At 33.2% G+C, this 26,156-nt stretch carries 28 protein-coding genes; 9 read left to right on the forward strand and 19 right to left on the reverse strand.

Going from position 1 to position 26,156, the window contains the following annotated elements:
- Positions 1-54 precede the first annotated feature (54 nt).
- The 6 genes from ACPX19_RS08245 to ACPX19_RS08270 all read left to right on the forward strand — a co-directional run bounded on the left by ACPX19_RS08245 (position 55) and on the right by ACPX19_RS08270 (position 6,678).
- The gene (locus ACPX19_RS08245) at positions 55-1,047 is read left to right on the forward strand and encodes a DNA-directed RNA polymerase subunit alpha (RefSeq protein WP_426429525.1); all 993 of its coding nucleotides are present in this window, start codon (positions 55-57) and stop codon (positions 1,045-1,047) included.
- 67 nt (positions 1,048-1,114) lie between these two features.
- Complete coding sequence (gene rplQ / locus ACPX19_RS08250) at positions 1,115-1,591, forward strand: 50S ribosomal protein L17 (RefSeq protein WP_426429526.1); 477 nt, start codon at positions 1,115-1,117, stop codon at positions 1,589-1,591.
- Positions 1,592-1,707: 116 nt separating this feature from the next.
- Positions 1,708-2,811, forward strand: a complete 1,104-nt coding sequence (carA, locus tag ACPX19_RS08255; protein ID WP_426429527.1) for a glutamine-hydrolyzing carbamoyl-phosphate synthase small subunit — start codon at positions 1,708-1,710, stop codon at positions 2,809-2,811.
- Positions 2,812-2,961: 150 nt separating this feature from the next.
- On the forward strand, positions 2,962-4,254 hold the full coding sequence (gene eno, locus ACPX19_RS08260) for a phosphopyruvate hydratase (RefSeq protein WP_426429528.1): 1,293 nt from the start codon (positions 2,962-2,964) through the stop codon (positions 4,252-4,254).
- Positions 4,255-4,416: 162 nt separating this feature from the next.
- Positions 4,417-5,703, forward strand: coding sequence for a citrate synthase (locus tag ACPX19_RS08265; RefSeq protein WP_426429529.1), 1,287 nt, complete (start codon positions 4,417-4,419; stop codon positions 5,701-5,703).
- Positions 5,704-5,766: 63 nt separating this feature from the next.
- On the forward strand, positions 5,767-6,678 hold the full coding sequence (locus ACPX19_RS08270) for a dimethylarginine dimethylaminohydrolase family protein (protein WP_426429530.1): 912 nt from the start codon (positions 5,767-5,769) through the stop codon (positions 6,676-6,678).
- A 13-nt stretch (positions 6,679-6,691) separates the two neighbouring features.
- Here the strand turns inward: ACPX19_RS08270 and ACPX19_RS08275 are convergent, their stop codons facing one another.
- The 6 genes from ACPX19_RS08275 to ACPX19_RS08300 form a co-directional block, all read right to left on the reverse strand.
- Positions 6,692-7,570: a sterol desaturase family protein gene (locus ACPX19_RS08275; RefSeq protein WP_426429531.1), complete on the reverse strand. Its 879-nt coding sequence runs from the start codon at positions 7,568-7,570 to the stop codon at positions 6,692-6,694.
- A gap of 1 nt (position 7,571) precedes the next feature.
- The gene (locus tag ACPX19_RS08280) at positions 7,572-8,441 is read right to left on the reverse strand and encodes a sulfurtransferase (RefSeq protein WP_426429532.1); all 870 of its coding nucleotides are present in this window, start codon (positions 8,439-8,441) and stop codon (positions 7,572-7,574) included.
- 46 nt (positions 8,442-8,487) lie between these two features.
- A complete protein-coding gene (locus ACPX19_RS08285; RefSeq protein WP_426429533.1) occupies positions 8,488-8,955 on the reverse strand; it encodes a monoheme cytochrome C in 468 nt (155 codons plus the stop codon).
- Positions 8,955-10,175 (reverse strand): sulfite oxidase, encoded by a 1,221-nt coding sequence (locus ACPX19_RS08290; RefSeq protein ID WP_426429534.1) that lies wholly within the window; start codon positions 10,173-10,175, stop codon positions 8,955-8,957. Before ACPX19_RS08290 ends, ACPX19_RS08285 begins: the two co-directional genes overlap by 1 nt.
- 104 nt (positions 10,176-10,279) lie before the next feature.
- Complete coding sequence (locus ACPX19_RS08295) at positions 10,280-10,741, reverse strand: nucleoside-triphosphatase (protein ID WP_426429535.1); 462 nt, start codon at positions 10,739-10,741, stop codon at positions 10,280-10,282.
- Positions 10,738-11,751: a hypothetical protein gene (locus ACPX19_RS08300; RefSeq protein ID WP_426429536.1), complete on the reverse strand. Its 1,014-nt coding sequence runs from the start codon at positions 11,749-11,751 to the stop codon at positions 10,738-10,740. Before ACPX19_RS08300 ends, ACPX19_RS08295 begins: the two co-directional genes overlap by 4 nt.
- 136 nt (positions 11,752-11,887) lie before the next feature.
- On the opposite strand from ACPX19_RS08300, the gene ACPX19_RS08305 reads away from it, so the two are divergent.
- Complete coding sequence (locus ACPX19_RS08305) at positions 11,888-12,577, forward strand: hypothetical protein (protein ID WP_426429537.1); 690 nt, start codon at positions 11,888-11,890, stop codon at positions 12,575-12,577.
- Positions 12,578-12,587: 10 nt separating this feature from the next.
- On the opposite strand, the gene ACPX19_RS08310 is transcribed toward ACPX19_RS08305, so the two are convergent.
- From ACPX19_RS08310 to rsfS, 6 genes are all read right to left on the reverse strand, one after another.
- Complete coding sequence (locus ACPX19_RS08310) at positions 12,588-12,854, reverse strand: acyl-CoA-binding protein (RefSeq protein ID WP_426429538.1); 267 nt, start codon at positions 12,852-12,854, stop codon at positions 12,588-12,590.
- Positions 12,851-13,504 carry a phosphatidylserine decarboxylase family protein gene (locus ACPX19_RS08315; protein WP_426429539.1) on the reverse strand — a complete coding sequence of 218 codons (654 nt, stop codon included), beginning with the start codon at positions 13,502-13,504 and terminating at the stop codon, positions 12,851-12,853. Before ACPX19_RS08315 ends, ACPX19_RS08310 begins: the two co-directional genes overlap by 4 nt.
- On the reverse strand, positions 13,494-14,315 hold the full coding sequence (locus tag ACPX19_RS08320) for a phosphatidate cytidylyltransferase (RefSeq protein ID WP_426429540.1): 822 nt from the start codon (positions 14,313-14,315) through the stop codon (positions 13,494-13,496). Before ACPX19_RS08320 ends, ACPX19_RS08315 begins: the two co-directional genes overlap by 11 nt.
- Positions 14,315-14,923, reverse strand: a complete 609-nt coding sequence (locus tag ACPX19_RS08325; protein ID WP_426429541.1) for an LUD domain-containing protein — start codon at positions 14,921-14,923, stop codon at positions 14,315-14,317. Before ACPX19_RS08325 ends, ACPX19_RS08320 begins: the two co-directional genes overlap by 1 nt.
- Positions 14,924-15,025: 102 nt before the next feature.
- Positions 15,026-16,969, reverse strand: a complete 1,944-nt coding sequence (gene ftsH, locus ACPX19_RS08330) for an ATP-dependent zinc metalloprotease FtsH (RefSeq protein ID WP_426429542.1) — start codon at positions 16,967-16,969, stop codon at positions 15,026-15,028.
- A gap of 17 nt (positions 16,970-16,986) precedes the next feature.
- The gene (gene rsfS / locus ACPX19_RS08335; protein WP_243471111.1) at positions 16,987-17,358 is read right to left on the reverse strand and encodes a ribosome silencing factor; all 372 of its coding nucleotides are present in this window, start codon (positions 17,356-17,358) and stop codon (positions 16,987-16,989) included.
- Between the two features lie 94 nt (positions 17,359-17,452).
- Between rsfS and ACPX19_RS08340 the strand changes: the two genes are divergently transcribed.
- Positions 17,453-18,184, forward strand: a complete 732-nt coding sequence (locus ACPX19_RS08340) for a biotin--[acetyl-CoA-carboxylase] ligase (protein ID WP_426429543.1) — start codon at positions 17,453-17,455, stop codon at positions 18,182-18,184.
- Here ACPX19_RS08340 and ACPX19_RS08345 read toward each other — a convergent pair.
- Both ACPX19_RS08345 and pyrE read right to left on the reverse strand, forming a co-directional pair.
- Positions 18,181-18,576, reverse strand: coding sequence for an SRPBCC family protein (locus tag ACPX19_RS08345; protein ID WP_426429544.1), 396 nt, complete (start codon positions 18,574-18,576; stop codon positions 18,181-18,183). The two genes, ACPX19_RS08340 and ACPX19_RS08345, sit on opposite strands and share 4 nt — an antisense overlap.
- Before the next feature lie 111 nt (positions 18,577-18,687).
- Complete coding sequence (gene pyrE / locus ACPX19_RS08350) at positions 18,688-19,332, reverse strand: orotate phosphoribosyltransferase (protein ID WP_426429545.1); 645 nt, start codon at positions 19,330-19,332, stop codon at positions 18,688-18,690.
- 121 nt (positions 19,333-19,453) lie between these two features.
- Here pyrE and ACPX19_RS08355 point away from each other — a divergent pair, with 121 nt between their 5' ends.
- Complete coding sequence (locus tag ACPX19_RS08355) at positions 19,454-20,035, forward strand: NUDIX hydrolase (RefSeq protein WP_426429546.1); 582 nt, start codon at positions 19,454-19,456, stop codon at positions 20,033-20,035.
- Positions 20,036-20,052: 17 nt separating this feature from the next.
- Here ACPX19_RS08355 and ACPX19_RS08360 read toward each other — a convergent pair whose 3' ends face one another.
- The 5 genes from ACPX19_RS08360 to ACPX19_RS08380 all read right to left on the reverse strand — a co-directional run bounded on the left by ACPX19_RS08360 (position 20,053) and on the right by ACPX19_RS08380 (position 26,118).
- The gene (locus ACPX19_RS08360) at positions 20,053-20,733 is read right to left on the reverse strand and encodes an N-formylglutamate amidohydrolase (RefSeq protein WP_426429547.1); all 681 of its coding nucleotides are present in this window, start codon (positions 20,731-20,733) and stop codon (positions 20,053-20,055) included.
- Complete coding sequence (locus ACPX19_RS08365) at positions 20,730-21,956, reverse strand: glutamate-cysteine ligase family protein (protein WP_426429548.1); 1,227 nt, start codon at positions 21,954-21,956, stop codon at positions 20,730-20,732. Before ACPX19_RS08365 ends, ACPX19_RS08360 begins: the two co-directional genes overlap by 4 nt.
- A gap of 3 nt (positions 21,957-21,959) precedes the next feature.
- Positions 21,960-23,405, reverse strand: a complete 1,446-nt coding sequence (locus ACPX19_RS08370) for a RimK family protein (protein WP_426429549.1) — start codon at positions 23,403-23,405, stop codon at positions 21,960-21,962.
- A gap of 241 nt (positions 23,406-23,646) precedes the next feature.
- Complete coding sequence (locus tag ACPX19_RS08375) at positions 23,647-24,285, reverse strand: hypothetical protein (RefSeq protein WP_426429550.1); 639 nt, start codon at positions 24,283-24,285, stop codon at positions 23,647-23,649.
- Between the two features lie 93 nt (positions 24,286-24,378).
- A complete protein-coding gene (locus ACPX19_RS08380; RefSeq protein ID WP_426429551.1) occupies positions 24,379-26,118 on the reverse strand; it encodes a M14 family metallopeptidase in 1,740 nt (579 codons plus the stop codon).
- Positions 26,119-26,156 lie beyond the last annotated feature (38 nt).

Genomic DNA, 26,156 nt, shown 5'->3' on the forward strand with positions numbered 1-26,156 from the left:
TTCTTCAAACTTTTAAACCGCGCAACTAAATAACAATTAAAACGAAGAATAAAAATGGCAATATTAAATTTTCAGAAACCAGATAAAGTAATCATGATTGATTCAACTGATTTTGAAGGTAAGTTTGAATTCAGACCTTTAGAACCAGGATACGGATTAACAGTTGGTAATGCTCTTCGTAGAGTGTTATTATCTTCTTTAGAAGGTTTTGCAATAACATCTGTTAGAATAGAAGGTGTAGATCATGAGTTCTCAACAATTTCTGGTGTAGTAGAAGATGTTACTGAAATGATATTAAACTTAAAGCAAGTAAACTTTAAGCGTCAAATAGATGAAATAGATAACGAAACTGTTACTATTTCTATTTCAGGACAAGAGCAAATCACTGCAGGTGATTTTCAAAAGTTTATTTCTGGTTTCCAAGTATTAAATACAGATTTAGTAATCTGTAACTTAGATCCTAAAGTAAATATCAACATGGAGTTAACTATTGAAAAAGGTAGAGGTTATGTTCCTGCTGAAGAAAACAAGAAAGCTTCTGCACCAATGGGTACAATCTTTACAGATTCTATTTATACTCCTATAAAGAATGTTAAGTATAGTATTGAAAACTTCCGTGTTGAGCAAAAGACGGATTATGAAAAATTAGTTTTCGAAATCTTAACAGATGGTTCTATCCACCCAAAGGATGCTTTAACAGAAGCAGCTAAGATATTAATCCACCACTTCATGTTATTCTCTGATGAGCGTATTACATTAGAAGCGGATGAGATTGCACAAACAGAAACTTATGACGAAGAATCACTTCACATGAGACAGTTACTTAAGACTAAGTTAGTTGATATGGATCTTTCTGTACGCGCACTTAACTGTTTAAAAGCTGCTGAAGTAGATACTTTAGGAGATTTAGTATCATTCAACAAAAACGATTTAATGAAATTCAGAAACTTTGGTAAGAAGTCTTTAACTGAGCTAGAAGAATTAGTAAATGTTAAGGGTCTTAACTTCGGAATGGATTTAAGTAAATATAAATTAGATAAAGATTAATTCTAACTCTTCTATAATTTGCGCCTTATAAAAAGTTGATGCAAGATAGAAGTTTAAAACAAGAGTCATGAGACACGGAAAAAAAGTAAACCATTTAGGTAGAAAATCTGCTCACAGAAAGTCAATGCTAGCTAATATGGCATGTTCTTTAATAGAGCATAAACGCATTAACACAACAACTGCAAAAGCTAAAGCTTTAAAACAGTTTGTAGAGCCATTAATTACTAAGTCTAAAGAAGATACTACTCACAATAGAAGAATTGTGATGTCTAGACTAAGACAAAAAGAGGCCGTTGCAGAATTGTTTAGAGATGTAGCAGCTAAGGTAGGTGATCGTCCAGGTGGTTACACACGTATCATTAAGTTAGGAAACCGTTTAGGTGATAACGCTGATATGGCAATGATTGAATTAGTAGATTACAATGAGTTATATAATGCTGGTAAATCTGCTAAGAAAACAACTCGTAGAAGTAGAAGAGGTGGTAAGAAAAGCACAACTGCTGTTACACCAGTAGAAACTAAAGCTTCAAACGAAGAAGAATAAAATGATGTTAATAATCATTAATAAATATAAAGGATAGACTTTTTAAGTTTATCCTTTTTTTTTGGAATTTTGTAAAACTTTTTTCTGCAAAGGCAGAAATCCCATAAATATTGCACATGAAATACAAACAAAGAAAAAAAGCACTGATTCTATTAGAAGATGGTACCATTTTTTATGGTAAATCTATAGGAAAAGATGGTACAGCATTTGGCGAAGTATGTTTTAATACAGGTACTACAGGTTATCAAGAAATTTTTACTGACCCTTCTTACTTTGGTCAATTGATGGTAACTACCAATGCACATATTGGTAATTATGGCACCAAAGAAGGTGAAATGGAATCTGAAAATATAAAAATAGCAGGTTTAATATGTAAGAACTTCAGTTTTGAATATTCACGTCCTGCAGCAGACAGTTCTTTAGAAGATTTCTTTGAAAAATATAATACACTAGCCATAGCAGATGTAGATACCAGAGCTTTAGTAAGTTATATAAGAGACAATGGAGCAATGAATGCCGTTATTTCTACCGAAGTTGATAATATTGATGGTCTTAAAAAACAGTTAGCAGAACAACCAGATATGAAAGGTTTAGAGTTGGCTTCAAAAGTATCAACTAAAGAACCGTATTATTTTGGTGATGAGAACGCAACATATAAAATTGCAGCTCTAGATATTGGAATAAAGAAAAATATACTGAGAAATCTAGCAAAGCGTGATGCTTATATAAAAGTATTCCCTTACAATTCAAAGTTTGAAGATTTAGAAGCATTTAATCCTGATGGTTACTTTTTGTCAAACGGACCAGGTGATCCAGAGCCATTGGTTGAAGCCCAAGCTGTGGCAAAAGAGATTATTGCCAGAAATAAACCATTATTTGGCATTTGTTTAGGACATCAAGTTATAGCTTTGGCCAATGGTATTTCTACATACAAGATGCACAATGGTCATAGAGGTATAAATCACCCTGTTAAAAACCTAATTACTGGTAAAGGTGAAATCACGTCTCAAAATCATGGTTTTGCAATTAATAGAGAAGAAACCGAGGCTAATGAGAATGTAGAAATAACCCATGTACATCTTAATGATAATACCGTTGCAGGTATTAAAATTAAGAATAAGAATTGTTTCTCAGTTCAGTACCATCCAGAAGCAAGTCCTGGACCAAACGATTCGGTATATCTCTTTGATCAGTTTATAGAAAATATTAAAAATAGCTAATATAAAAAACGCAACAAATCTCAAGTTTTGTTGCGTTTTTTTAGTTTCGAAAACATTGTAGTAAATATTAATCGTAATTATGATTTTTGTTCTGTTTTACGGTCTATATTTTCGTAATTTTGGAATAATCAACAATAAAAAAATAAAGAAATGAGCATTATAGTTAATGTACACGCAAGACAAATTCTAGATTCTAGAGGTAATCCAACAGTAGAGGTCGATGTTGTTACAGAAAATGGTGTTATGGGAAGAGCAGCTGTTCCATCAGGTGCTTCAACTGGTGAACACGAAGCTGTAGAATTACGAGATGGAGGTGATACTTACATGGGTAAAGGCGTGTTAAAGGCTGTAGAGAATGTAAATTCAACCATAGCTCAAGAATTACTAGGTATTTCGGTATTTGAACAAAATATGATAGACCAATTAATGATAGAGATTGATGGTACAAAAAATAAAAGCAACCTAGGAGCTAATGCTATTTTAGGTGTTTCACTTGCCGTTGCTAAAGCAGCAGCTAATGAGTTAGGAATGCCATTATACCGATATGTTGGTGGTGTGTCAGCAAATACGTTGCCATTGCCAATGATGAATATTATTAATGGTGGTTCGCATAGTGATGCACCAATTGCTTTTCAGGAATTTATGATCATGCCTGTTAAAGCAAAAAACTTCACCCATGCCATGCAAATGGGAACAGAGATTTTCCATAACCTTAAAAAAGTATTACACGATAGAGGTCTAAGCACTGCAGTAGGTGATGAAGGTGGTTTTGCACCGAACTTGGCAGGCGGAACGGAAGATGCGTTGGATTCAATTAAATTAGCAGTAGAAAAGGCTGGTTACAGATTTGGCGAGGATGTTAAGATAGCCTTAGACTGCGCAGCAGCAGAGTTTTACGTAGATGGCAAATATGACTATACAAAGTTCGAAGGTGAATCAGGTAAAATAAGAACATCTGCAGAACAAGCAGAATACTTAGCCGAGTTGGCGTCTAAATATCCAATTATTTCTATTGAAGATGGTATGGATGAAAACGATTGGGATGGTTGGAAAGTATTAACAGACAAGATTGGTGATAAAGTACAATTAGTCGGTGACGATTTATTTGTTACTAATGTAGAACGTTTATCTCGTGGTATTGAAAACGGAATAGCAAATTCTATATTAATCAAAGTAAATCAAATTGGTACTTTGTCTGAAACTATTTCGGCAGTAAATATGGCGCACAATGCAGGTTATACATCTGTAATGTCTCATAGATCAGGTGAAACCGAAGATAACACTATAGCTGATCTAGCGGTAGCATTAAATACTGGCCAGATTAAAACAGGTTCAGCATCGCGTAGCGATCGTATGGCAAAATACAATCAGTTATTACGTATAGAGGAAGAGCTTGGGGATGTAGCTTATTTTCCACAAGAGAAAGCATTTAAGGTGAGATAAAATGTCATACCTTACAATTTTTAAAAGCGGTTGTCCATTAGATAATCGCTTTTCTTTTTTATAAAGGATTATGGTGTTAAATCATTGGTAAATTGACTTCCGAAATCGTTTGATATTTCGTAAATTAGCAATCCTTAAAAATTCACAAAAACAAGTAAAAATATGTCAGATAAAGCTACCTTAGAAATTAATGGTAAAAAATACGAATTTCCTCTAGTATTAGGTTCAGAAAACGAAGTTGCTATTGATATTAAAGATTTAAGAAGTGCAACAGGCGGTGTCATAACTATAGATCCTGGTTATAAAAATACAGGAAGTTGTGAAAGTGCCATCACCTTTTTAGATGGAGAAAAAGGTATCTTAAGATATAGAGGATATGCAATTGAAGAGCTTGCTGAGAAAGCTGATTTCTTAGAGGTAGCATACCTGTTGATTTTCGGAGAGCTTCCGACCAAAGAAGAATTAGAAAAGTTTCATGCCGACATTAAGTTCCACTCTGTAGTTAGTGAAGATGTAAAAAAGATTATTGATGCTTTTCCTGTGTCCGCCCATCCTATGGGAGTTCTATCTTCTCTTACTAGTGCTTTAACAGCATTTAACCCAACTTCTGTTGATGTCAATTCCGAAGAGGCTATGTACAATGCCATAGTTAGAATATTGGGTAAATTCCCTGTTCTTGTTGCTTGGACTATGCGTAAAAAGCATGGTTTACCATTAGAGTATGGAGACGATAACTTGGGTTATGTTGAGAATGTTTTAAAGATGATGTTCAAAAATCCAAATAAGGATTATGAGCAAAATCCTATACTTGTAAATGCATTAGATAAGTTACTTATTCTTCATGCCGACCATGAGCAAAACTGTTCTGCCTCAACTGTGAGAATAGCTGGCTCTTCTCATGCTGGTTTATTTGTGTCTTTAGCCTCTGGTATTTCGGCGCTTTGGGGTCCTTTACACGGAGGTGCTAACCAAGCTGTGTTAGAAATGCTTGAAGCAATAAAAGAAGATGGAGGAGATACAAAGAAATATATGGCAAAGGCGAAGGATAAGGATGATCCTTTCCGTTTAATGGGCTTTGGTCACCGTGTATACAAGAACTTTGATCCTAGAGCAAAAATCATTAAAAAAGCGGCTGATGAAGTTTTGGGTGATTTAGGTGTTGAAGATCCTATTTTAGATATTGCTAAAGGATTAGAAAAAGAAGCATTAGAAGATCAATATTTTGTTGATAGAAAATTATATCCTAACGTAGATTTCTACTCGGGTATTATATATAGAGCTATGGGAATTCCTATCGAGATGTTCACCGTAATGTTTGCTTTAGGTCGTTTACCTGGTTGGATAGCACAATGGCGCGAAATGCGTTTAAGAAAAGAACCAATAGGAAGACCAAGACAGCTATATGTAGGAGAAACTTACAGGGCATTTAAATCTATTGATAAGCGATAATTTATTGAAATTATAAACAAAAAGCTTCATAAGTTCTATGAGGCTTTTTTGTGTTTTTTGGTTATGGAGTTGAATATTCAGAACGAAACCTCAAGATTAAGAGCTGTAATACTAGGTACTGCTGAGAGTAATGGACCTGTGCCTTCTATTGAAGATGCTTATGATCCTAAATCATTGGAGCACATTAAAGCAGGAACATATCCAACTGAAAAAGATATGGTTGCTGAGATGGAAGCTGTCGCCAAAGTATTCAAAAAGTATGGTGTTAAAGTGTACAGACCAGAAATTATTCAAGATTGCAATCAAATTTTCACAAGAGATATAGGTTTTGTAATAGATGATGTTTTTATTAAAGCCAATATTTTACCAGACAGAGAAGAAGAGTTAGATGCTATTCAATACATTATAGATCAAATCGACCCGAAAAAAGTAATGCGTCCACCGGTAGAAGCACATATAGAGGGAGGTGATGTTATTGTATGGAACAAACATATTTTTATTGGAACATATAGAGGTGCAGATTATGCGGATTATATTGTAGCACGTACCAATAAAGCTGGTGTGGATTATATTGCTGAAAAGTTTCCAAACAAAATAATTAAGAGCTTCAACTTAAGAAAATCTCAAACAAATGCTATGGAAAATGCTTTGCATTTAGATTGTTGTTTTCAGCCTATCGGTAGAGACAAAGCCATATTGCATAAGAATGGATTTTTAGAAGAAGAGGAATACCAATGGCTAGTTGATTTCTTCGGAAAGGATAACATCTTCGAAATCACGAAAGAAGAAATGTACCACATGAACAGTAATGTGTTTTCTATTTCTGAAGATGTTATAATTTCAGAAAAAAGCTTTACCAGATTGAACACTTGGTTACGTGGTAATGGTTTTACTGTAGAAGAAGTTCCTTATGCAGAAATTTCTAAGCAGGAAGGTCTTTTACGTTGCTCAACTTTACCTTTGGTAAGAGACTAATCCTTATACAAAATCAGTTTTTCTCTTTTTTAAAGAAACCATAAGTATTTTGCCCAATAAAATCCTGTGGAAATTTATCATCACCTTCAAATCCTATTTCTATAGTTCCGCTATCTTCTGGTATATAATTAGTTTTAAAAATATAATCCCATAGACTTAGGCTTATCCCATAATTAACACCATGTTTACCTTCAGGTAAATGATAAGCATGATGATATAAGTGCATTACAGGATTATTAAAAATGTATTTTAATGGTCCCCAAGTTATTTTAATATTTGCATGGTTTAAGTGCCCTATAGCAATAGCTATAAAATGTACAATATAGGCCTGTTCTGGCTCAAAACCACCGATTAGCATTACCCCGAATGTTTTTAGTGGTTTATATAAAATATTCTCCATCCAATGATATCTTAAATGTGCTGCGAACCCCATTTCCTTTACGCTATGATGCACCTTATGAAAATTCCATAAAAAATAATAACGATGTAATAAAACATGTGTAAACCATTGCACAAAATCTAGAATAATGAAAAACACCAATAATTGAAGAGCAGGAGACCAGTTAGAGATGTCAATAATGGCAAAGCTTTTGGCTGTAATATTGACTTCGGCAAATAATAAACCTAAAACTTTGTAGACTCCACTAATAACAATTGCAAACATGAAGAAGTTAAAAAACATATAAAAAGCATCTAACCAAAAGTCGCGTCTAAAGATAGATTGGTTTTTCCTCCACGGAAATGCAATTTCCAGTAACCATACAATTAAAGATATAGCAATGAGTCCCCAAAAATAATTGGTATACCATGGCACTTCAAATAGTATAGATTTCCAAGTCCAGTTCAAAGTGCCTTCAAATGCGTTTACAAATGCGTCTAAATACTTTTCCATTTTAATTCTTATTTTTAGTTTTTGTGATATGGTCATTTTCTATTGGTAAGTCATCAAAATGACTCCATTCTGTCCATGACCCATCATAGTTCATAACATTTTTATAGCCCAATAATTCTGATAGCACAAAAGTGGTATGAGCGGAACGCACACCACTATGACAATATAAAATTATGGAATCTGTTTTTTTTATATTCAATTTATTATAAATCAATTCAATATCATTTTTTGGTTTTAACTTTTTAGTGCCATGGTAATCAATGGAATTGGCCCAGTCTATATGAATACTTCCAGGGATTCTACCAGCACGTCTAGCACCATTCTTAAGCAATTTACCCGAAAACTCATCTTCAGATCTTGTGTCGATAATGGTAACATTTTTACCCAATGATTTTGAAAGCGTCTCCTTTGATATGTAATGTGTCATATTTGTATTTACAGGTAATTTAAATTTTGATCGTTTTTTTATTGGTGTAAAAGTATCCAGTCTTCCATCAGTTTCCACCCATGCTGTAAAGCCACCATTTAAAAGTTTTACATTATTAAAATTATAATTTTTTAAAATCCACCATAGTCTAGCAGATTCACACATGCCTCTGTCATCATAAACAATTATAGTATCTTCAGTCTCAATGCCAAGTTTCTGAAATAATGATTCTATATGTTCTTTACTCGCCATCATCCCTCCATAGGGGAATGAAGTGTCTTCTATATCAGATCTCCACAAGTTTATTGCACCAGAAATGTGTCCTTTTCTGTAATCCTCTCTTTCCCTAAAATCGATTAATTTTATTTGAGGATTATCCAAATGTTTTATTAATGTGTTAACTTCAATTAATGGGCCATCATTTAAGTCACTTAGTTCAGTCACTTTTCTATTTTGGCATGACCAAAAGCAAACAACTAATAGAAAGATACTAATCCTCAAGGTCATACCATTCTATATTAGTTAAGCTCATTCGTCTACCCTTAGATTTGGGTGGGTAATTAGTAACTAAATAGTTGACAATTATTTTTTGATTACCACCTAAATCCCACAAATTTTGGGTTTCCTGCATCCACTTTATGGTAGCATTCCAGCGCTCTTCTGTCATTCTATTTTGTGTTATAATTTTAGCAGAATGACAATTAGTACAGTTGTTAACGACTACCATTAAACCTTCAGCATCTACCAAACCAGTTCTTACATGAATGCCATTTTCAATTAAATCTTCGTCTTCAATCTTTTCTACATTAACTATATCTTGAGAGGTATTGCTAAAAACATTAGGATTATTTGCATAATACAATATTCCACCACTGGCAATTACAAAAAGTACCAATAACATAAAAAGTGTTTGGTGTAACGACTTTACTTGTTTACTAAATGTACTTTCTTTTTCCATTAGTTTACTTTAACTGCAATACGATGACATGCGTTATTGAGATATCCTTTAGGATTCCATCCTGGTAATAGCATAGGTTGTGACATACCGTTAGAATCTGTAGCTTTTGCCCAAACTTCATAATATCCTCTCTTAGGAAAACTTACAGAGGCATTAAAATGTTGCCATGCCAACCTATTTACTGGTGGTTCTACCTCACATGTTTTCCAAGTAGCACCGAAATCAATGGAATACTCCATTTTTTTTACTTCTAGTTCGCCAGCCCAGGCATGACCTCTTATATTTAGTGTTTTTCCTTCTTTGATAATGGCACCCGATTTAGGATATGTAATTAATGATTTAACAGGCATAGACTCGATAATACACATGTCTTCATCTTTCACTTTTTCTCCAGGAGCTACAGTTTCACAAGGAATTTTATAAGATGAACCAGTCATTTTTTCACCATCATGTACTTTGTTTCTTACACTTATTCTATTAACCCATTTACCAGAAACAGATGCTGGCCAACCACCAGCAACAAGACGAAGTGGATAACCATGTATTAGTGGTATTTCTTTTCCATTCATTTCATATGCTAATAAGGTTTCGTCTTGGAGTGCTTTTGACATAGGACAACCTCTTGATATAGCTTCTTTATTAGGATCTCTGCTTAAATGTTGGTCAACTGCATGAAAACCAATGTAAACAGCATCATTTTTAATGCCAGCATCATCCAGAACATCACGAAGTCTAACACCACTCCAGGATGCGCAATGAACGGCACCTACGGTCCATTGATTACCTTTTGCAGGTGGGTCAAATTCGGCACGACCATTACCACCACACTCAATAGTCAACTGATATGTATGCTTTTGAAATTTTGATTTTAACTCATCAAGTGTGTATGATTTTTTTGATTTAACGGATTCACCGTCAATAGTAAGCGTCCATGCTTTTGCATCAATGGCATCGGGTACTAAACCATTATTTCTTATGAACATTGATGAATTTGGGGTGACTTTATCATCCAATAAATGTGCTTGAGCTTCAATATTCCATGGTCTGTCATTTAAGACAACCATATCTTTATGCTTATTAAAGAGCTTGTAAGGATCAGGATCCTGAAGCGCTAACGGTGTATATCCATGAGGCATTTTAGAACCGAAAACCACTTCAGCACCAATTAAGGCAGCTATGGAACCTAAAGTCCCTTTTTTTACAAAATCTCTTCTTTTCAAAACTATAAAGTATTAGCAGTTTAATTGTAATTAAACAAATTACATTTAAAATATTAAATGTTATGTAACCATTGTTACATTTCTGTTAAGCGATTACGTGTGAGTTATTTTAATGTCTTGTAGTCAGTAATGTCGTAATGCTTGAGTACGGAATTAAACAATGTTGTTCTTATCACAAGAATACTATGTAAGTTTTCATTGTTTCTGGTTTTTTCAATAATCAATTGAGCTGAAGGATGCAATCCTTTATTCTCTAACTCTAGCTTTCCAAGTTCATCGATAATTATAAATCCAGTATCTTGTTGAGTACAAGCCCTTTTTAAAATTGTATTAGCTTTTTTAAAGGCAGATTTCAAAAAATGAAAGCGTCCAATTGATATTGTGGTTTCTTCAATATTATTTGTCTGAATTCTAAAAATATCTTTCGATTTTATGTCGTAGATATGTCGTATATAGTTTGAATCTTTAAGACAAAGTATACCACTAATATTAGACTTGTTTTCAATCCAACTATAAAGAAATGAACTTTTACCAGATTCAATTTTTCCAGAAACTATATAAATCAATGATTAGAGGGATTAAAATGTATACTATAAACAATACTTTTTGCTAAAAAACTCTGTACTCTATTAATTCCCTTTAGGGATTTACTTTCCTTCCAAGCATAGCTTATTATAGACTTTAGGTGTGGTAAAAGTTTAAGAATGACATCAATTTCAGCTTTATATTTTGTTTCTCTTTTGCCTAAAAAGATATTAATGCCTTTCATAATGATTGGTGCAAGTAACAGGTACCACAACCCAATAATAAGTAAACTTCTTGCAACAACGTAAAGCCCAGCTTTCCATCCAAATTGATTTCCTCCAAATAATAATAATGGTAGGAGAATGATTAAAATGGTAATTAACCAGAACTTGGCTAATTTGATAGAATTTCTTGACTGACTTCCGTTTTTGCTTTGTGTTGCATTATCTATAGAATTGAAATCTATTTTTATAGTATCTATCATATCTATAGATTTGATGATTTTTATAATTATAAAACCTGTCATTAAACCAGTAAAAATATAGAACGATATATAGTTGATTGCTAAGAAGGTAGACGATACCTTAAATGACGTTATATTAAAACTGGAAGTTATCCAATCTAGATAGGTATCTATTGCCAGCCATAATGATTTGCCATAAATAATGGTCAGTGTTAAAATTTTTTGCACTGCAGATTCAAAAAAAGTTAACATGCCTAGGCATAAAATAGTCACTTTATTAATTGAAAATAAATTGTATAAAGCTATACTTAAAAATGCTTGAAAAGAAACGGCAAAATAAGCCGTAACCGGTGAGTGTGGGCTAACAGTTAGTTTCACCAACAAAACTATACATAACGCTTTTACTATTGAATTCTTAATGTTAGAACTATTCGAAGCAATAAGTGTAATAAGTAAAATAGAGATGCCACCAACCAAAATACCGGTAAACGGTGATCCTAAGGCATGCATAAATCCTCCCAAACCACATTCATTTAATGCCCATAATGCGGTTAGTCTAGTAATGATATAGTTTTGATTAGTTGTCATATACTATCCTAAGCTAAATTACCTCTTTAATTTGAAATATAATGATATCAAATTTATCATTTATGTAACATATGTTACATAATGTTGAGTGTTGTATCTATAACTTAACTTTTTAAAAACAAAAAAGAACACAATCATGAAACAAATCCAAAAAGATTTTGAGACTAGATTTACAGGATGGGCATTTGTATTAGGAGCCCTATTATTATGGTTAGGATGGGCGTTATCGCCACATCATATAGGAGAGTATATCAAAGCTTCGGATTTTGAGGCTATAGGAGAAAATGTATGGACTTGGATTTGGATGTATCGTGTTCATATTTTTGGTTGGGTAACTATGGGTATTGCTTTATTTGCTTTGGTTTCCGTTACAGCAAGAAAACCCTTTAGAGTTATTATTTTACCTGGTGCTGGTATGGTTATAATTGGAACGTTTTCATTGGCAATAGCGAATGCCTATTATTATAATTTCGGTGCTTGGGGTGTTGGTCAAACTTCTGGGATGACGGCTACAGAAATAAGTACATTTATGAATGATATTTTGTTCACAAATCAATATGTAACATGTTTTATACGTTTTGGTAGAATATTTTCTGGTGTTGGTCTTGTATTGTTGGGATATGCTTTTTTAAAATGGCATATTGTGAGTAAGTGGCTAGGTTGGTTTACTTTACTGCTGGGATTAGCTGCTATGGGAATAATTCTTAGTATACCTGACAATTTTGAGATTTACAAGCCGCTATTTCATGTTAAAGTTGTTTGGTTAATTGCAATGGGCTTTATGATCTTAAAGCAAGGGGTAAACTTGCCTAAGGTATCTAACTAATATTAAATAATCACTTTCTATACAAAAAGTAAGTATTAACTAAGTTAATGTACTCTCTTTTGGCTTCATCAGGAGTAATATCCTGTACCTGAAAAAGGGCATTGGTTTTAAAGGCGTTGATGATGGGCTTCCGACTACTTGGTCTTCCGTAATCATTTGTAGCTTTTTTGTAATAGGCGTATAAGCGAAGTAAAAAATCAGCAGGAAATGGGTCTATATGGGTATTAATGCGCTCTACAGCATCTTCAAACTCCTTATTTAAATCTTCTGATGTCATTTCATTTCGGCAATAATACTTTCACCACCTCTAACTTTCTGATTAAGTTTTACCTTAATCTCGGCATCTAAAGGTAAAAATAAATCTACTCTAGAGCCAAATTTTATAAATCCGGAGTCTTCCCCTTGTATAGCTTTAGAATTTACAGTAGCATAGTTTACAATTCGCTTGGCAAGTGCACCTGCAATTTGGCGATATAATACTTTACCAAAATTTTCATTTTCAACTACAACGGTTGTGCGTTCATTTTCTTCACTAGCCTTAGGGTGCCAAGCTACTAAATATTTACCTGGATGGTATTTGCTAAAGCTCACATTTCCGCTTATAGGATATCTTGTAACATGCACATTAATAGGCGACATAAATACGGAAACCTGAATGCGTTTATCTTTAAGAACTTCATTTTCCATCACCTCTTCTATGACAACTACTTTACCATCAACAGGGGATAAAGCTTGTTTTTCATTAGCATGAGTATGACGTTTTGGATTTCTAAAAAATTGAAGAATAAGAATAAAGAAAATGAGTATAGCTATCATTAAACCTTTTCTAATCCATTCATTTGTGATAAACTCATCTATTATAAAAAATGAGCCTACTACTAGGACTAATGTGATAAATATAATTTTATGACCTTCTTTATGAAACATAGCTTAGTATTCTTAAAAACAAATATATAAAAGGTGATGCAAAGATAATACTATCTAATCGGTCTAAAAGCCCTCCATGACCAGGCATTATAACTCCACTATCTTTTACACCTGCCTGACGTTTAAATTTAGACTCTATTAAATCACCAAACGTACCCAAGACACTTACAATTATAGCCATTATTAACCAACTTGTAAAGCCCAATGTTTCGGTGTACTTAGCGATGAAGTGACTTGCTATACAAGCAAAAAATAAACCACCAAGGAACCCTTCAACTGTTTTTTTTGGCGAAATACTGGGGAATAACTTTTGCTTGCCAAAATTTTTACCCACTAAGTAGGCTGCACTGTCATTAACCCATATGAGTATAAAACTTCCTAGAAGTAAAAGAGGCGTGAATGTATTTTTATAATTAGCTATGAGTAACATAAAAATAAAACCACTGGTCAGATAGAAGGTTGTTACAATAAAACTTTTTGAGTCGAAAATAGGTATTCGTTTCGTTGTAAATAGATCCTTAATAAGAATAAGATTAACAAATATAGTGGTGACCAATAAAATCTGAATGGCTTCGTCACTACCAGTTGTGTTTTTATTCCAAAGGCATAAGTACCAAAATCCACCAAAAAGTAAAATAAAAATTACATACTGGGCAAAAGATTTTAACTTAATAAGGTTGCTGAATTCAGCTAAGCTTAAAATTCCAAACAAAGCAAGTAATGCAGTGAGAGCATTTTGCATATATAAAGACCCAATGAGTAATAAAACATAGATTGTGCCAGATATAGCTCTTATAGAGAATTCTTTCATTACAAATCTTCTAGGAGAAGTAGATATAGGTTTTTGGCACTACTTCCATAGGTGAGAAAATCTTTATCGTCAGCTGTTTTAAAATGCTTTATAGTGGTAATGTTAGTTGGGATTTTAGATTTACTTTTTGCCTTAATGCCTTTAAGGCCCTCACCAATGCTCTCTGCGAATTGACTTGTCGTAGCATAGATAATAAAATGCTCTGGTAGTTCTTTGAGTTTTTTCTCTGCGATTTGATTAGATGAAATCAACAGAGAACCATCATCAGAAATTAAATACTCGCAGGTAGATAAAAAGTACTTGCTTTCAGAAACTTTGTTAGTACTGTTAAGCTTAAAATCTTTAAATAGGTCTAACAGCCTCTGATCAATAACAAATACTTTGTCATTGTGCCATTGATTTTCTTCTAAAATAGAATTGAAACTTTCCTTAACTTCGTTCATGTTTTCACAATACAAGAACTTGCCTCCATTTGCTTTGAAGTTTATGGTAAAACGTTCATCGGCAGGCAATTTAATTTCAGGCATATACTTGCCACGTTCTTGATTTGGTATTTGTTCTTCGGACTGATTTGATTTTTTTCCGAAGAGTTTACGAAATAAGCTCATTCAACCGCTACTATTAATCCTAGGTTAGTGCACTTCTCAAATATAAAAAAACTTAAATTAACATAAAGTCAATTTAAGTTTTTTATATGATTACAGGGTAGTTTATTCTTTTTCTTCTACGACTGTTTCCTCTTTATCGAAAGCACGTTTTCCAAATATTTTTTCTAGGTTGTCCTTGAAAATCACCTCTTTATCTAGTAGTACTTCGGCAAGTTCAGTGAGTTTGTCTTTATTTTCTTCAAGAAGTTTTACCGCTCGCTTATATTGTGTTTCAATAATATCAGAAATTTCCTTATCAATAAGTTCTGCAGTCTGCTCACTGTAAGGTTTTGTAAATCCGTATTCAGATTGCCCAGATGAGTCATAATAAGTTAAGTTTCCTACTTTATCACTTAGACCATAAATGGTAACCATGGCTCTAGCTTGTTTGGTTACTTTTTCTAAATCACTCAATGCACCAGTAGAAATTTTACCAAAAATAACCTGTTCAGCAGCTCTACCACCTAAAGCAGCGCACATCTCATCTAGCATTTGCTCAGGTCTTACAATAAGGCGCTCTTCTGGTAAATACCAAGCAGCACCGAGAGAACGACCTCTGGGTACAATAGTAACCTTTACCAAAGGTGCAGCATGTTCTAACATCCAACTTATAGTTGCATGACCAGCTTCGTGGAAGGCTACTGCGCGTTTTTCATCAGGAGTTATGATTTTGTTTTTCTTTTCTAAACCACCTATAATTCTATCTACAGCGTCTAAGAAATCTTGTTTGTTAACTGCTTTTTTACCTTTTCTTGCGGCAATTAAAGCCGCTTCATTACAAACATTAGCAATGTCAGCTCCAGAGAAACCTGGTGTTTGTTTTGCCAAGAAATCGATATCTAAGGTTTCTTCTTTTTTAAGTGGACGAAGGTGTACTTCAAATATTTCTTTACGTTCTCTAACATCTGGAAGATCTACATAAATCTGTCTGTCAAAACGACCTGCACGCATTAAAGCACTATCTAAAACATCTGCTCGGTTGGTTGCTGCAAGTACAATAACATTTGTGTTTGTACCAAAACCATCCATCTCAGTTAATAATTGATTTAGAGTGTTTTCTCTCTCGTCATTAGAACCAGAGAAGTTGTTTTTTCCTCTTGCTCTACCAATAGCATCAATCTCGTCAATAAAAATAATTGAAGGCGACTTCTCTTTAGCTTGCTTAAATAAGTCACGTACACGTGATGCACCTACACCAACGAACATTTCAACAAAATCCGATCCTGATAATGAAAAGAAAGGTACTTTAGCTTCACCGGCTACAGCTTTTGCTAATAATGTTTTACCTGTTCCTGGAGGTCCTACAAGTAATGCTCCTTTAGGTATTTTACCACCAAGAGAAGTATATTTTTCTGGGAATTTTAAAAAGTCTACAATCTCTTGTACTTCTTCTTTTGCACCTTCTAAACCTGCCACATCTTTAAAAGATGTCTTAGTGTCTGATTTCTCATCAAAAAGTTTGGCTTTAGATTTTCCAATATTGAAAATCTGTCCACCAGCTCCGCCACCGCCGCCAGATGACATACGTCTCATTATAAAAATCCAAACACCAATAATAAGAATGAAAGGTAGAAGCGTAAGTAAGAAATCTCCCCAAACGTTTTGTTCTGTTTCATACTCAACAACAGTATTGAGATTATTATCTTCTATACTTTTTCTAATATCTTTTTCAAAGTTCTGAAGGTCACCAAATTCAAATTTATAATTTGGGATAGCTGTTACCGAAGGCAAAATAGTATTTGGCTTCGATTTTTTATGAACTTCTTGTTGTTGAGCTTCTTTAGTTAAATAGACTCGAGCTTCACGTTTGTTTACAATTTCTACCTTAGCTACATCACCCTTGTCTAAGTATTCGATAAACTGAGATGGATTAATCTGTAAACCTGTAGATCCACCAAATCCACCGGAGAATAATTGAATTGATAAGAATATAGCAATGATTACTCCGTAGATCCAATAAGGATTTACTTTAGGTTTTTTATTTAAATTTTTATTGTCTTTTGCCATTATTAGCTTTTTCTCTTTTAGTAACTTGTTTCTATTTGCGTCATTTTAGCGTCTCCCCAAAGACTTTCTATGTCGTAGTATTCTCTTATGTGTTTTTGAAACACATGTACTACAACATTTACATAATCCATTAAAACCCACTCAGCATTATCTGTTCCTTCTACATGCCAAGGTTTGTCTTTGGTGGTTTTGCTTACTAGCTTTTGTATGGAGTTGACGATTGCGTTAACTTGTGTGTTAGAAGTACCTTCACAAACTATAAAATAATCGCAAACCGTATTTTCAATATCTCTTAAATCTAAAATTGTAATTTCTTTTCCTTTAACCTCTTCTATTCCAGCTATGATTGTTGTAATGAGTTGGTCTGCACTAGTTTTTTCTTTCGTCATTAAATTGAATTAAATTTATGCAAAGTTATTATTTTTTTAGTTCTTGTAAATGCTAATTGTCATAAGAAAACTATAAAAATAAACCTCTATTTGTATGTACATAATCAAACTTGATGCCATTGACTCAACAAACAGTTACCTTAAGGCCATGTCTTCAGTTAATATACCAAAGGATTTTACGGTTGTTGTTGCTGATTATCAAACTCAGGGAAGAGGGCAAATGGGAACAACATGGCAAACAGAAGATGGTAAAAACCTGACGGCTAGTGTGTTTAAAGAGGTTGGTTCTGTTGAGGTTGAGAAGCAATTCTATATAAGTATGGCAGTAGCTTTAGCAATATGTAAGGCGCTTGATAGTTTAAAAATACCAAAATTATCTATAAAATGGCCTAACGACATTTTGTCAGCAAGCCAAAAAATTTGTGGTACACTTATAGAAAATGTTATCAAACAAAATCAGCTTAAAGGTTCTATTATTGGTTTTGGATTAAATGTTAATCAGAGGTATTTTGAAAACTTACCTAAAGCAACTTCTATGACTTTGCTAACTGGGGTTGTTTATGATAAGGATGAAGTTCTATCAGGTATTCTAACAGAATTTCAAAATTATTTTAAGCTACTTGATGCTAAAAACTACTCAGAAATAAAAGCGCAATACAAAGCACTATTATTTAGAAAGGATAAGCCTTCAACATTTAAATTAGAAAATGGTGTTACTTTTTCTGGAATAATTAAAGGTGTAACAGAATCTGGCAAACTAAATGTTTGGACAGAAGATGATATTATCAAAACCTTTGACTTAAAGGAAGTAACCTTGCTTTACTAAACCGCAGTTTTCATATTGGTTACTAAGGTCTCAATAAACTTATTGATAGGCCCCTTTATCATCATGGCCATCATGGCATTAAATTCACCACTAAAAGTTAATTGAATTTCACTTTTGTTAGCTTCAACTTCTGCGATATGGCCTACTAATGAGAAATCTAATTTTCCGCCAGCAGCACCTAAAACAATTTTGCTGTGAGGAACTTCTTCCTTCTTCTTAAGTACTATTTCTGGCATGCCTTTTAATGCAAAAAGGAATTTGTCTTCTTCAAGAACTTCAAATTTACTTATGTTCTCTGGCATTAAAATTTCAAAATTTTTAAGGTCTGATAAGAAATTGAACATTTCTTCTGCTGATTTATCTAAAGTTACTCTTGGTGATTCTAAATTCATGTTTAAATAAGTTTATACGTTTTATTGTTTATTCGTTTAGAGATTACTATGAAGCTATTTAGTATATTCAAATAATCAAATACACGACTAAACGAATCCACATCAGATATATCAATTAGCGTTCCATTCACTAGGGTTGGCATTCCATTGTGCTAAAATATCTTGCTCTGCTTGTGTAATATAGTTGGTGTCTAAAGCTTGTTCTAAAAGATTTTCGTAGTTACCAAGCGTGTGTAGTTCTACATTGGCGTCCTTAAAGTTTTTTTCTGCCACATCAAATCCGTAAGAAAAAATAGCTACCATACCTTTGATGTTAACTTCTGCTTCTCTCAACGCGTCAACAGCATTTAGACTACTTTTACCAGTACTTATTAAGTCCTCTACCACAACAACAGTTTGCCCTTTTTCTATATGGCCTTCAATTTGGTTTTGGCGACCATGTTTTTTTGCTTCTGGTCTTACGTAAACAAATGGAAGGTTTAAGTACTCTGCCACTAAGGCACCAATTCCAATAGCACCTGTTGCTACACCAGCAATAACATCTGGCTTTCCATATTGTGCTTCGATATGTTTTGCCATGGTCTCCCTAATATAATTTCTTATCAGAGGATAAGATAAGACAATTCTATTGTCACAATATATTGGTGATTTCCAGCCAGAAGCCCATGTGAAAGGCTCATTAGGTTGTAGTTTTATAGCATTGATTTGCAATAAAACTTCTGCGGTTTTTTTAGCGGTATCTTTATTAAAAATCATGCTGCAAAATTAATGAATTTTATAAGTTTTTAAATTTTAAAACTAATTTAATTCTAAGTTTAAAAGTGGTTTAATAAAAAATAATACTTTTATATTTGATTAGTTATAACTAACCAAATCCATGTATACTATTTATGTAGGTGATAAGCCTATAATTTTAACTACAAAAGTTGAAAAGGAGACTGATTTTAAATCTTTCCTTCTTAAATCTGTCAATATAGGTAAGGTTATAAAAATACTTAATACTACGGATATTAAGGAAGTACGCTTAATTCACCATAATCCTGATAAGCTCTTAAAGCATTTTCTTAAACTTTTACCTAACGTTGTTGCAGGTGGTGGTAAAGCCTACAATGCCAATGACGAAATCCTTTTTATTTACAGGAACAATAAATGGGACTTACCAAAAGGTAAAATAGAAGGAAAAGAATCTATTGAAGAGACTGCTGTCAGGGAGGTAGAAGAGGAAACAGGGGTTAAAGGTCTTAAAATAACAAAAGCATTACCAACTACTTATCATATTTTTAAGCGTAATGGTAAGCATAAAATTAAAATTACCTATTGGTTTGAAATGAAAACTAAGTTTAAAGGCAAGCTTTATCCGCAAGAAAATGAAGGTATCACCAGAGTAGAATGGTTAGACCAAAAAGCCTTACAGGAGGCTATGGAGAATAGTTATGCCAATATTAGGATTTTGATGTAATCATTTTAGGTATATGTCTACTTACTCAGCTTATCAATAGTTTTAAATAAATTCTCCTTTATTTCAGTATTCATTTTGTTGTTTTTGCAAAACTTTTGGTTCACTTCTATCTCAATACCTAGATAGTTATTTGGAAATTGCTTCCTTAAAAATGTAGTGAAACCGTCAGACTTACCTAAATACGGATAATTAAAGCGTACATTTAAATTCGAATTATAGTTTAAAATTTCTGTTTTAAAGTATTTGCAAAACTCTTGTTCTTCTTTTTTTTGTGAGTCGTACAATAAACCTATATCACAGTTGCGAATATTACCATTTAACTGTGGTGTAAAACTATGAATGGATAAATGCAGTACCTTATTATTTGAAGCTATTAGATTTGCTATTTTATGCTCAACAGCTGTCCTGTAAGGCAAGTAATAGGTTTCGATAATGCTATTTTTTTGGGCTCTAGATAAAGATTTTGTGAATTCAGAAAACAACTGTTTGTGAAACAAAGACCTATTGAGTTCTATCAATAAGCGCGAATTTTTACTATAAAATGATGCATCAGCTAATGGTTCTAAATATTCAAATACATCCAAAGCACCAAGATCAAAACCACGATGGGTCTTTAAAACTTCTTTATCCGTAAACTGTTGGGCATAAGCTTTTGGTATAACATTACCTCCATGCTCGCAGGTCAAGACAAGTTTCAAGGTTGAAACATTTTATTTTTTATTAAGCAATCTTGAAGCTTTTGATAAACTTCAATGATTTGGGCATCAGAGATGTCTTTTCCAATAGCTTTTAAAAGTCTTGTAGATAAAGTACCTTCTTCTAAAATGAGCTCAATAGATTCGTGATGATTCTTATGAATTTGTGGTTTTACCTTTTTGTATAGGTGTTTCCAAACGTCGTTCATTGTTGAAACTTTGTTTAAGCCAAACAGCTTTAAATAAGGTATATTTTCAATTATACTATTTTCACCGTTTTTAATGCCTTCATCTAAAATCAAAAATAATTCTTGTTTTGTCCAAAGTTTTTGAGCTTGCAACGTACAAAATTCTTTGTTAATGATGGCTTTCAATACCTCAATTACAAAAGCACAGATGGCTATGTCAGCCTTTGGACATTCTTGAATATCCATTAATCGTATTTCAATCGCATTTCTGTCGAAACGTGCTATGGCGCCACGAGAATTTAAAAAATGATGATCTAAAATTTTATTCTTGTCATAAGGTCTCATGGCACGCTTAATAGGTTCAAAAATAGACGCATGATAATCTAATTTTGAAAATACCCTCTCAGGAATAACCATACCAGTTAAATCTGGGATTTCCTTTTGGTTGGTTTTATAAAACTCTAAGCGCGTATCCATGAAGCCTGTAATTTTCCCTTCTAAGATTGGTGAACTTGCACAAATTCCTGGAAGCAAAGGCAGAATGATTCTTATGGCTGCGTGTAGTTTTTCAAATTCCTTATCATCATTAAATGGTAGATTAAGATGTGTACTCTGCACATTGCTCCATCCATGACCTTTACAGTTAAAAATCGTATTGTAAAGTGCATAAACCTCACTATAACTGTGTTTCCAAAGCTGTGTATCTGTATCAGGATTCATCAATGGATGAGCAGCAGATCCTAATAATTTTAATTGTAGGTTACTTAAAAGCCCATCTATCTCTAAAACATTTGCATGAAATTTTGAAGCTAAATCATCTATGTTAGAGGTTGGTCCATTCGTTTTTAATTCAACAACATGTGCCACAAGTTCGTTGCTCCATGCTATGTCGCCATTGTTAATATCAGAGGTGATTTTCCCTGCTTTTTTTGTTAAAAGTTCATCCACTTGTGGCGCAACTTTAAACGTATTTTTATTTACCAACATGTATTCAAGTTCTATTCCATAAACTTCGAATAAATGATATTTTTTTGCCATTTTTTAGTCTAATCGTTTTTTTAGTGCGGAGAGTATTTCGGTATATACCAAATCTCCATAGTGTAAATCCTCAACACCAAAATCAATGTTTGGATTATCATTAATCTCAATAACCATAAGCTTTCCGTCCACTACTTTAATATCAATACCATAAAGGCCTTCGCCCATAAGTTTTGCGGATTTTAATGCCATGTCTATGACATTTTTTGGTACATCTTCAATAGCCATACAATCGGCATTACCGTCTTGTTCGGTTTTCTTTTTGGCTTTCCAATTATAGATTTGCCAGTGACCTTTAGCCATGTAATAACGACAGGCATAAAAAGGCTTGTTGTCAATAATACCAATGCGCCAATCGTAATCCGAAGGACAAAACTCTTGAGCAATGATAAGGTCTGATTCTTTCAACATTTCTGTTACCAGCGTATCAAACTCCTCTTTAGTATTAGCTTTTTTTACGCCAAAAGAAAATGTAGAGTCTGGTGCCTTGAGTACACAAGGCAATCCTGTTTCCTTTAGTACTGAATTTCTATTGTTGTTATGAACTATAACTGTTTTTGGAGTGTCAATATTAGCATTTTGTAAGGCCTCTGCCATGTAAACCTTATTACAGCATTTTAAAATAGCATCAGGATAGTCAATGATTGCAATACCTTCTTGCTGAGCCTTTCTGGAAAAAGTGTATGCTTCATTGTTTACTTCGGTGCTTTGTCTTAAGAATAAGGCATCAAAAGAAGATAGTCGAGACAAATCTTTAGGTTCTATAATTTCTGCGTAGATATTCATCTTCTCGGCAATGTCCACAAACTTTTTTAGGGCTTTAGGGTTGCTCGGTGGTGCAGGATCATTTGGGTTAACCAATATTGCCAAGTCAAAATCGTAGTTACTTACTTTTGCAGTATCATAACGTTTTTTTGAAAAATACTGATTGGCAAATTCGCGCACACTAGCAATATGTTCTACCGGAATTTCAGATTCTGAAATTGCCTTTATGCTCTGTACATTCCATTTGTTGTTATAATTGAATTTAACACGCAAAAAAGGTACTTGAAAATGTTTGTAAAATAATGTGCTCAATACTTTATACTTTTGAGCTACATTTTGCCCAAAGTAGATGCTTAGCGTAAATTCTCTTGACTTAATATTTTTAAGGCTTTTCTGAATTTCATCATCAAACTCATCGGAAACAATCCTAACAAGTTTTAGTGTTTTTAAATCTACAATATTTTTAGTAGTAGGAATTGGCAAATGCCCTCTGGCTTCTGCCAAAAGCGATACGTAATAGCCTTTGGATTGGTACGAATAATCCTTACACAAATTAAAAATACGTGCGTTTTTTAAAAGGGCATATTTTGGATTGGTAAGGTAATCTTGTGAGGAAATGACGTTGATATTGCCTGTTGAAAAGTTCCAGTTTTCAGGCTGATTTACGACAATGTATTTATTCATTTAGAGCGCAATACGCTATTAAAATTTTATACAAAATTATAGTATTTTTTGATTGGTTTTACGAGGATGTGTAAATAAATATTTTTGAGCTTTTAGGTGGGTTATTTAAGGGTTTTTGGGATGAATGTTTGAGTAGTTTAGCAACTAATTAAGCAAATAAAAACGAGTATAATATTTTGTAGAAATATTTGTAAGTAGGCTAGAACAGATAATTACTTATGTACTATGTTATATTGTGTTTTTATTTCCAAAATTCCCACCATTTCCCTTTTTCTAAAGTTTTCTTTTTTTCTTTATAATTATCTTTTTCTAATTCAGATCGATTATCAATGTATTCTAATTTTCCAAATTCATTAGTTTTTCCTGTTAGGATTATTTTTTCACTTTGAATCCAGTTCAATACTCTATCAATTTCATTAATTATATCTGGATAACAATCATTAATCAAAATCTGTTTTTGGGCTTTAGTTAATTGTTCGAATGTTTCCGTTCTGTAATATTTGTATGGGCATTCAAGAGATAATCCATAATCGAAAGCTAAATTTTCCATAAAATCATAACCTTTACAATACAAAGTGTAAAAGTTCCTGATTGATTTCGAGTAATTACCAATTCGGCTTTTTGCTTTTAATAAATCTCTCTTGATTTTCCACTTTTCAACTTCGCTTTGACTTATTTGTTTTTCAATAATTTTTTTTAATTCTGAATGTGCATTTTCTTTTTTATAATTGATAGAGAGAAGTTCGTAATAAGAATTCGGATTTAACTTCTCTTTTAATTCCATTGATTCATAAACCCAATTTTCAAAATTTGGCAGAAGTTCTTTTTCTAACCAAACTTTGAAAAATTCTTCTTTTATGTTAATTGAAATATCGTTCATTCCTCAAATGCATTACAACGACTTAATATGACATCGTTTTAATATTTTATATAATACTAAACGAATTTAGCTGAAATATTTATAAGGTCAAGGCTAATAATTCCTATAAACAGGATACTGCAAATGCGCTTTTTCGTAGTGTTTGCTTTTTTTGTGCAGCCAATCGAGTTGGGCAAACCAGTTATTGGCAAACGCTTCATCATAGCTTATTTTAACATTGTACTCAATTTGTAACCTTGGGTTTTCTCTTAGAAGTTGTTTGGCTTTGTCCTCCCAAACATAAGGGGAGAATCCTTCTTTTTGCTGTAAAATGGTGTCAAAGAAATTCCAATTAAAAAAAGAATCTGGTGCAGTAGGCTCTAAGGTTTCTATAAGGTAACGTATTGCTTTTTGATCGGTTATTACCAAATAATCTCCTTGTCTAAAAGTGATGTTTTCTTTAGAGGCTTTTACCTTAACATTGTAATGTGGATAATGTCCTTCGTATGGAGATGTTCTGGTTTTGTAATCATCAATTCTATAAGATTCTACAGTTAATGTAGTATCTCTTTCAAACGGAGTTAGCTCTACCTTATTCAATTTAAGTAAATCTATCACATTGTGCCAACCTTGTGGAATGACGTATGCCTTTGGAATGGTAACAGAATCCGTTGCCAAAAAAAAGTTTTGATAAGCCACATCTTTTGTGAAAGGTTTAGTTCTGTCATATTTTAAACGTTGGGCACCTGTTAATTCACTAGGAATCATTTCACCTTCATAACCTTTAAATTGCAGTGTTGTTGATTTTGTGGTATCTACTGTCCACGTAATAGGATAGCTGTCTCCTTGCTTCCATTTAGTTTGTTGGATTCTTCTTAGCTCAGCTATTTTATCCGCATCTTCTTCGGTAATTTCTATCATGCTTTTCATTAGCTCGTAAGTACCTTCAACTCTTTGTTTGTAAGGTTTTAGCATGTGCGTTTCTACCATCATGCCAAGTGTGTTAAACAATGTGGTATAGCCTGTAGAATAACGTGGGGAATCCATAAACTGCGAAAAACCAGATTCTGGAGTTCGGTTGAATACATTAACATAAGGTGTAATATCCCAGTCTTTTTTTGCTAGTTTTTGTTCTAATTTTGGCATCATTTCCAAATGAAGATAAGCTCCCATATTGCCACCCAATTTATTGTGTTGGGTAAATAAATGCGTTAAGATGTATTGATAATCAGCACCATTGCTTACATGGTTATCGATAAAGACATCTGGCTGAACCAAATGATAAATTTCAGCAAAGGTCCTTGCATTTTTGGTGTCACATTTTATAAAATCTCTGTTTAAATCGTAATTGCGTGCATTGCCTCTAAAACCATATTCTTTAGGGCCATTTTGATTGGTGCGCGTACCAGAATTTCGGTTAAGACTTCCACCAACATTATAAATAGGTATGGTTACTATAATAGTATGCTTAGGTGCTTCAACTTTTCCTTGAACTAAATCTCTGTACAGCATCATGGTTGCATCGATGCCATCGGATTCACCAGGATGAATGCCATTATTGATAAGCATAATTCTGTTTTTATCTCTTAAAAGATTGAAATCATTATGAACTTGAGTTGGATTGAAAATTACAATATGCAAGGGCTCGCCTGAATCAGTTTCGCCAATTTCACGGATTGAGATTTCTCTATAATTGTTGGCCAAATCCGTATAAAACTGAATGGTCTCGTGATAGGTTGCGGTTTCAGTACCGTTGCTTTTTTCAAAAACCGTCGTGAAATCGATGTTTTCAGAATTGTTACTTTTTTCTGTGCAGGATGCAAGTACCAAAAGTATAATGATGAGTTTTTTCATTTGTTGAATAATTGTCATCCAAACTTAAAGATTTTAAA

Source organism: Winogradskyella sp. HB-48, from assembly GCF_049942685.1.
Lineage (GTDB): Bacteria > Bacteroidota > Bacteroidia > Flavobacteriales > Flavobacteriaceae > Winogradskyella.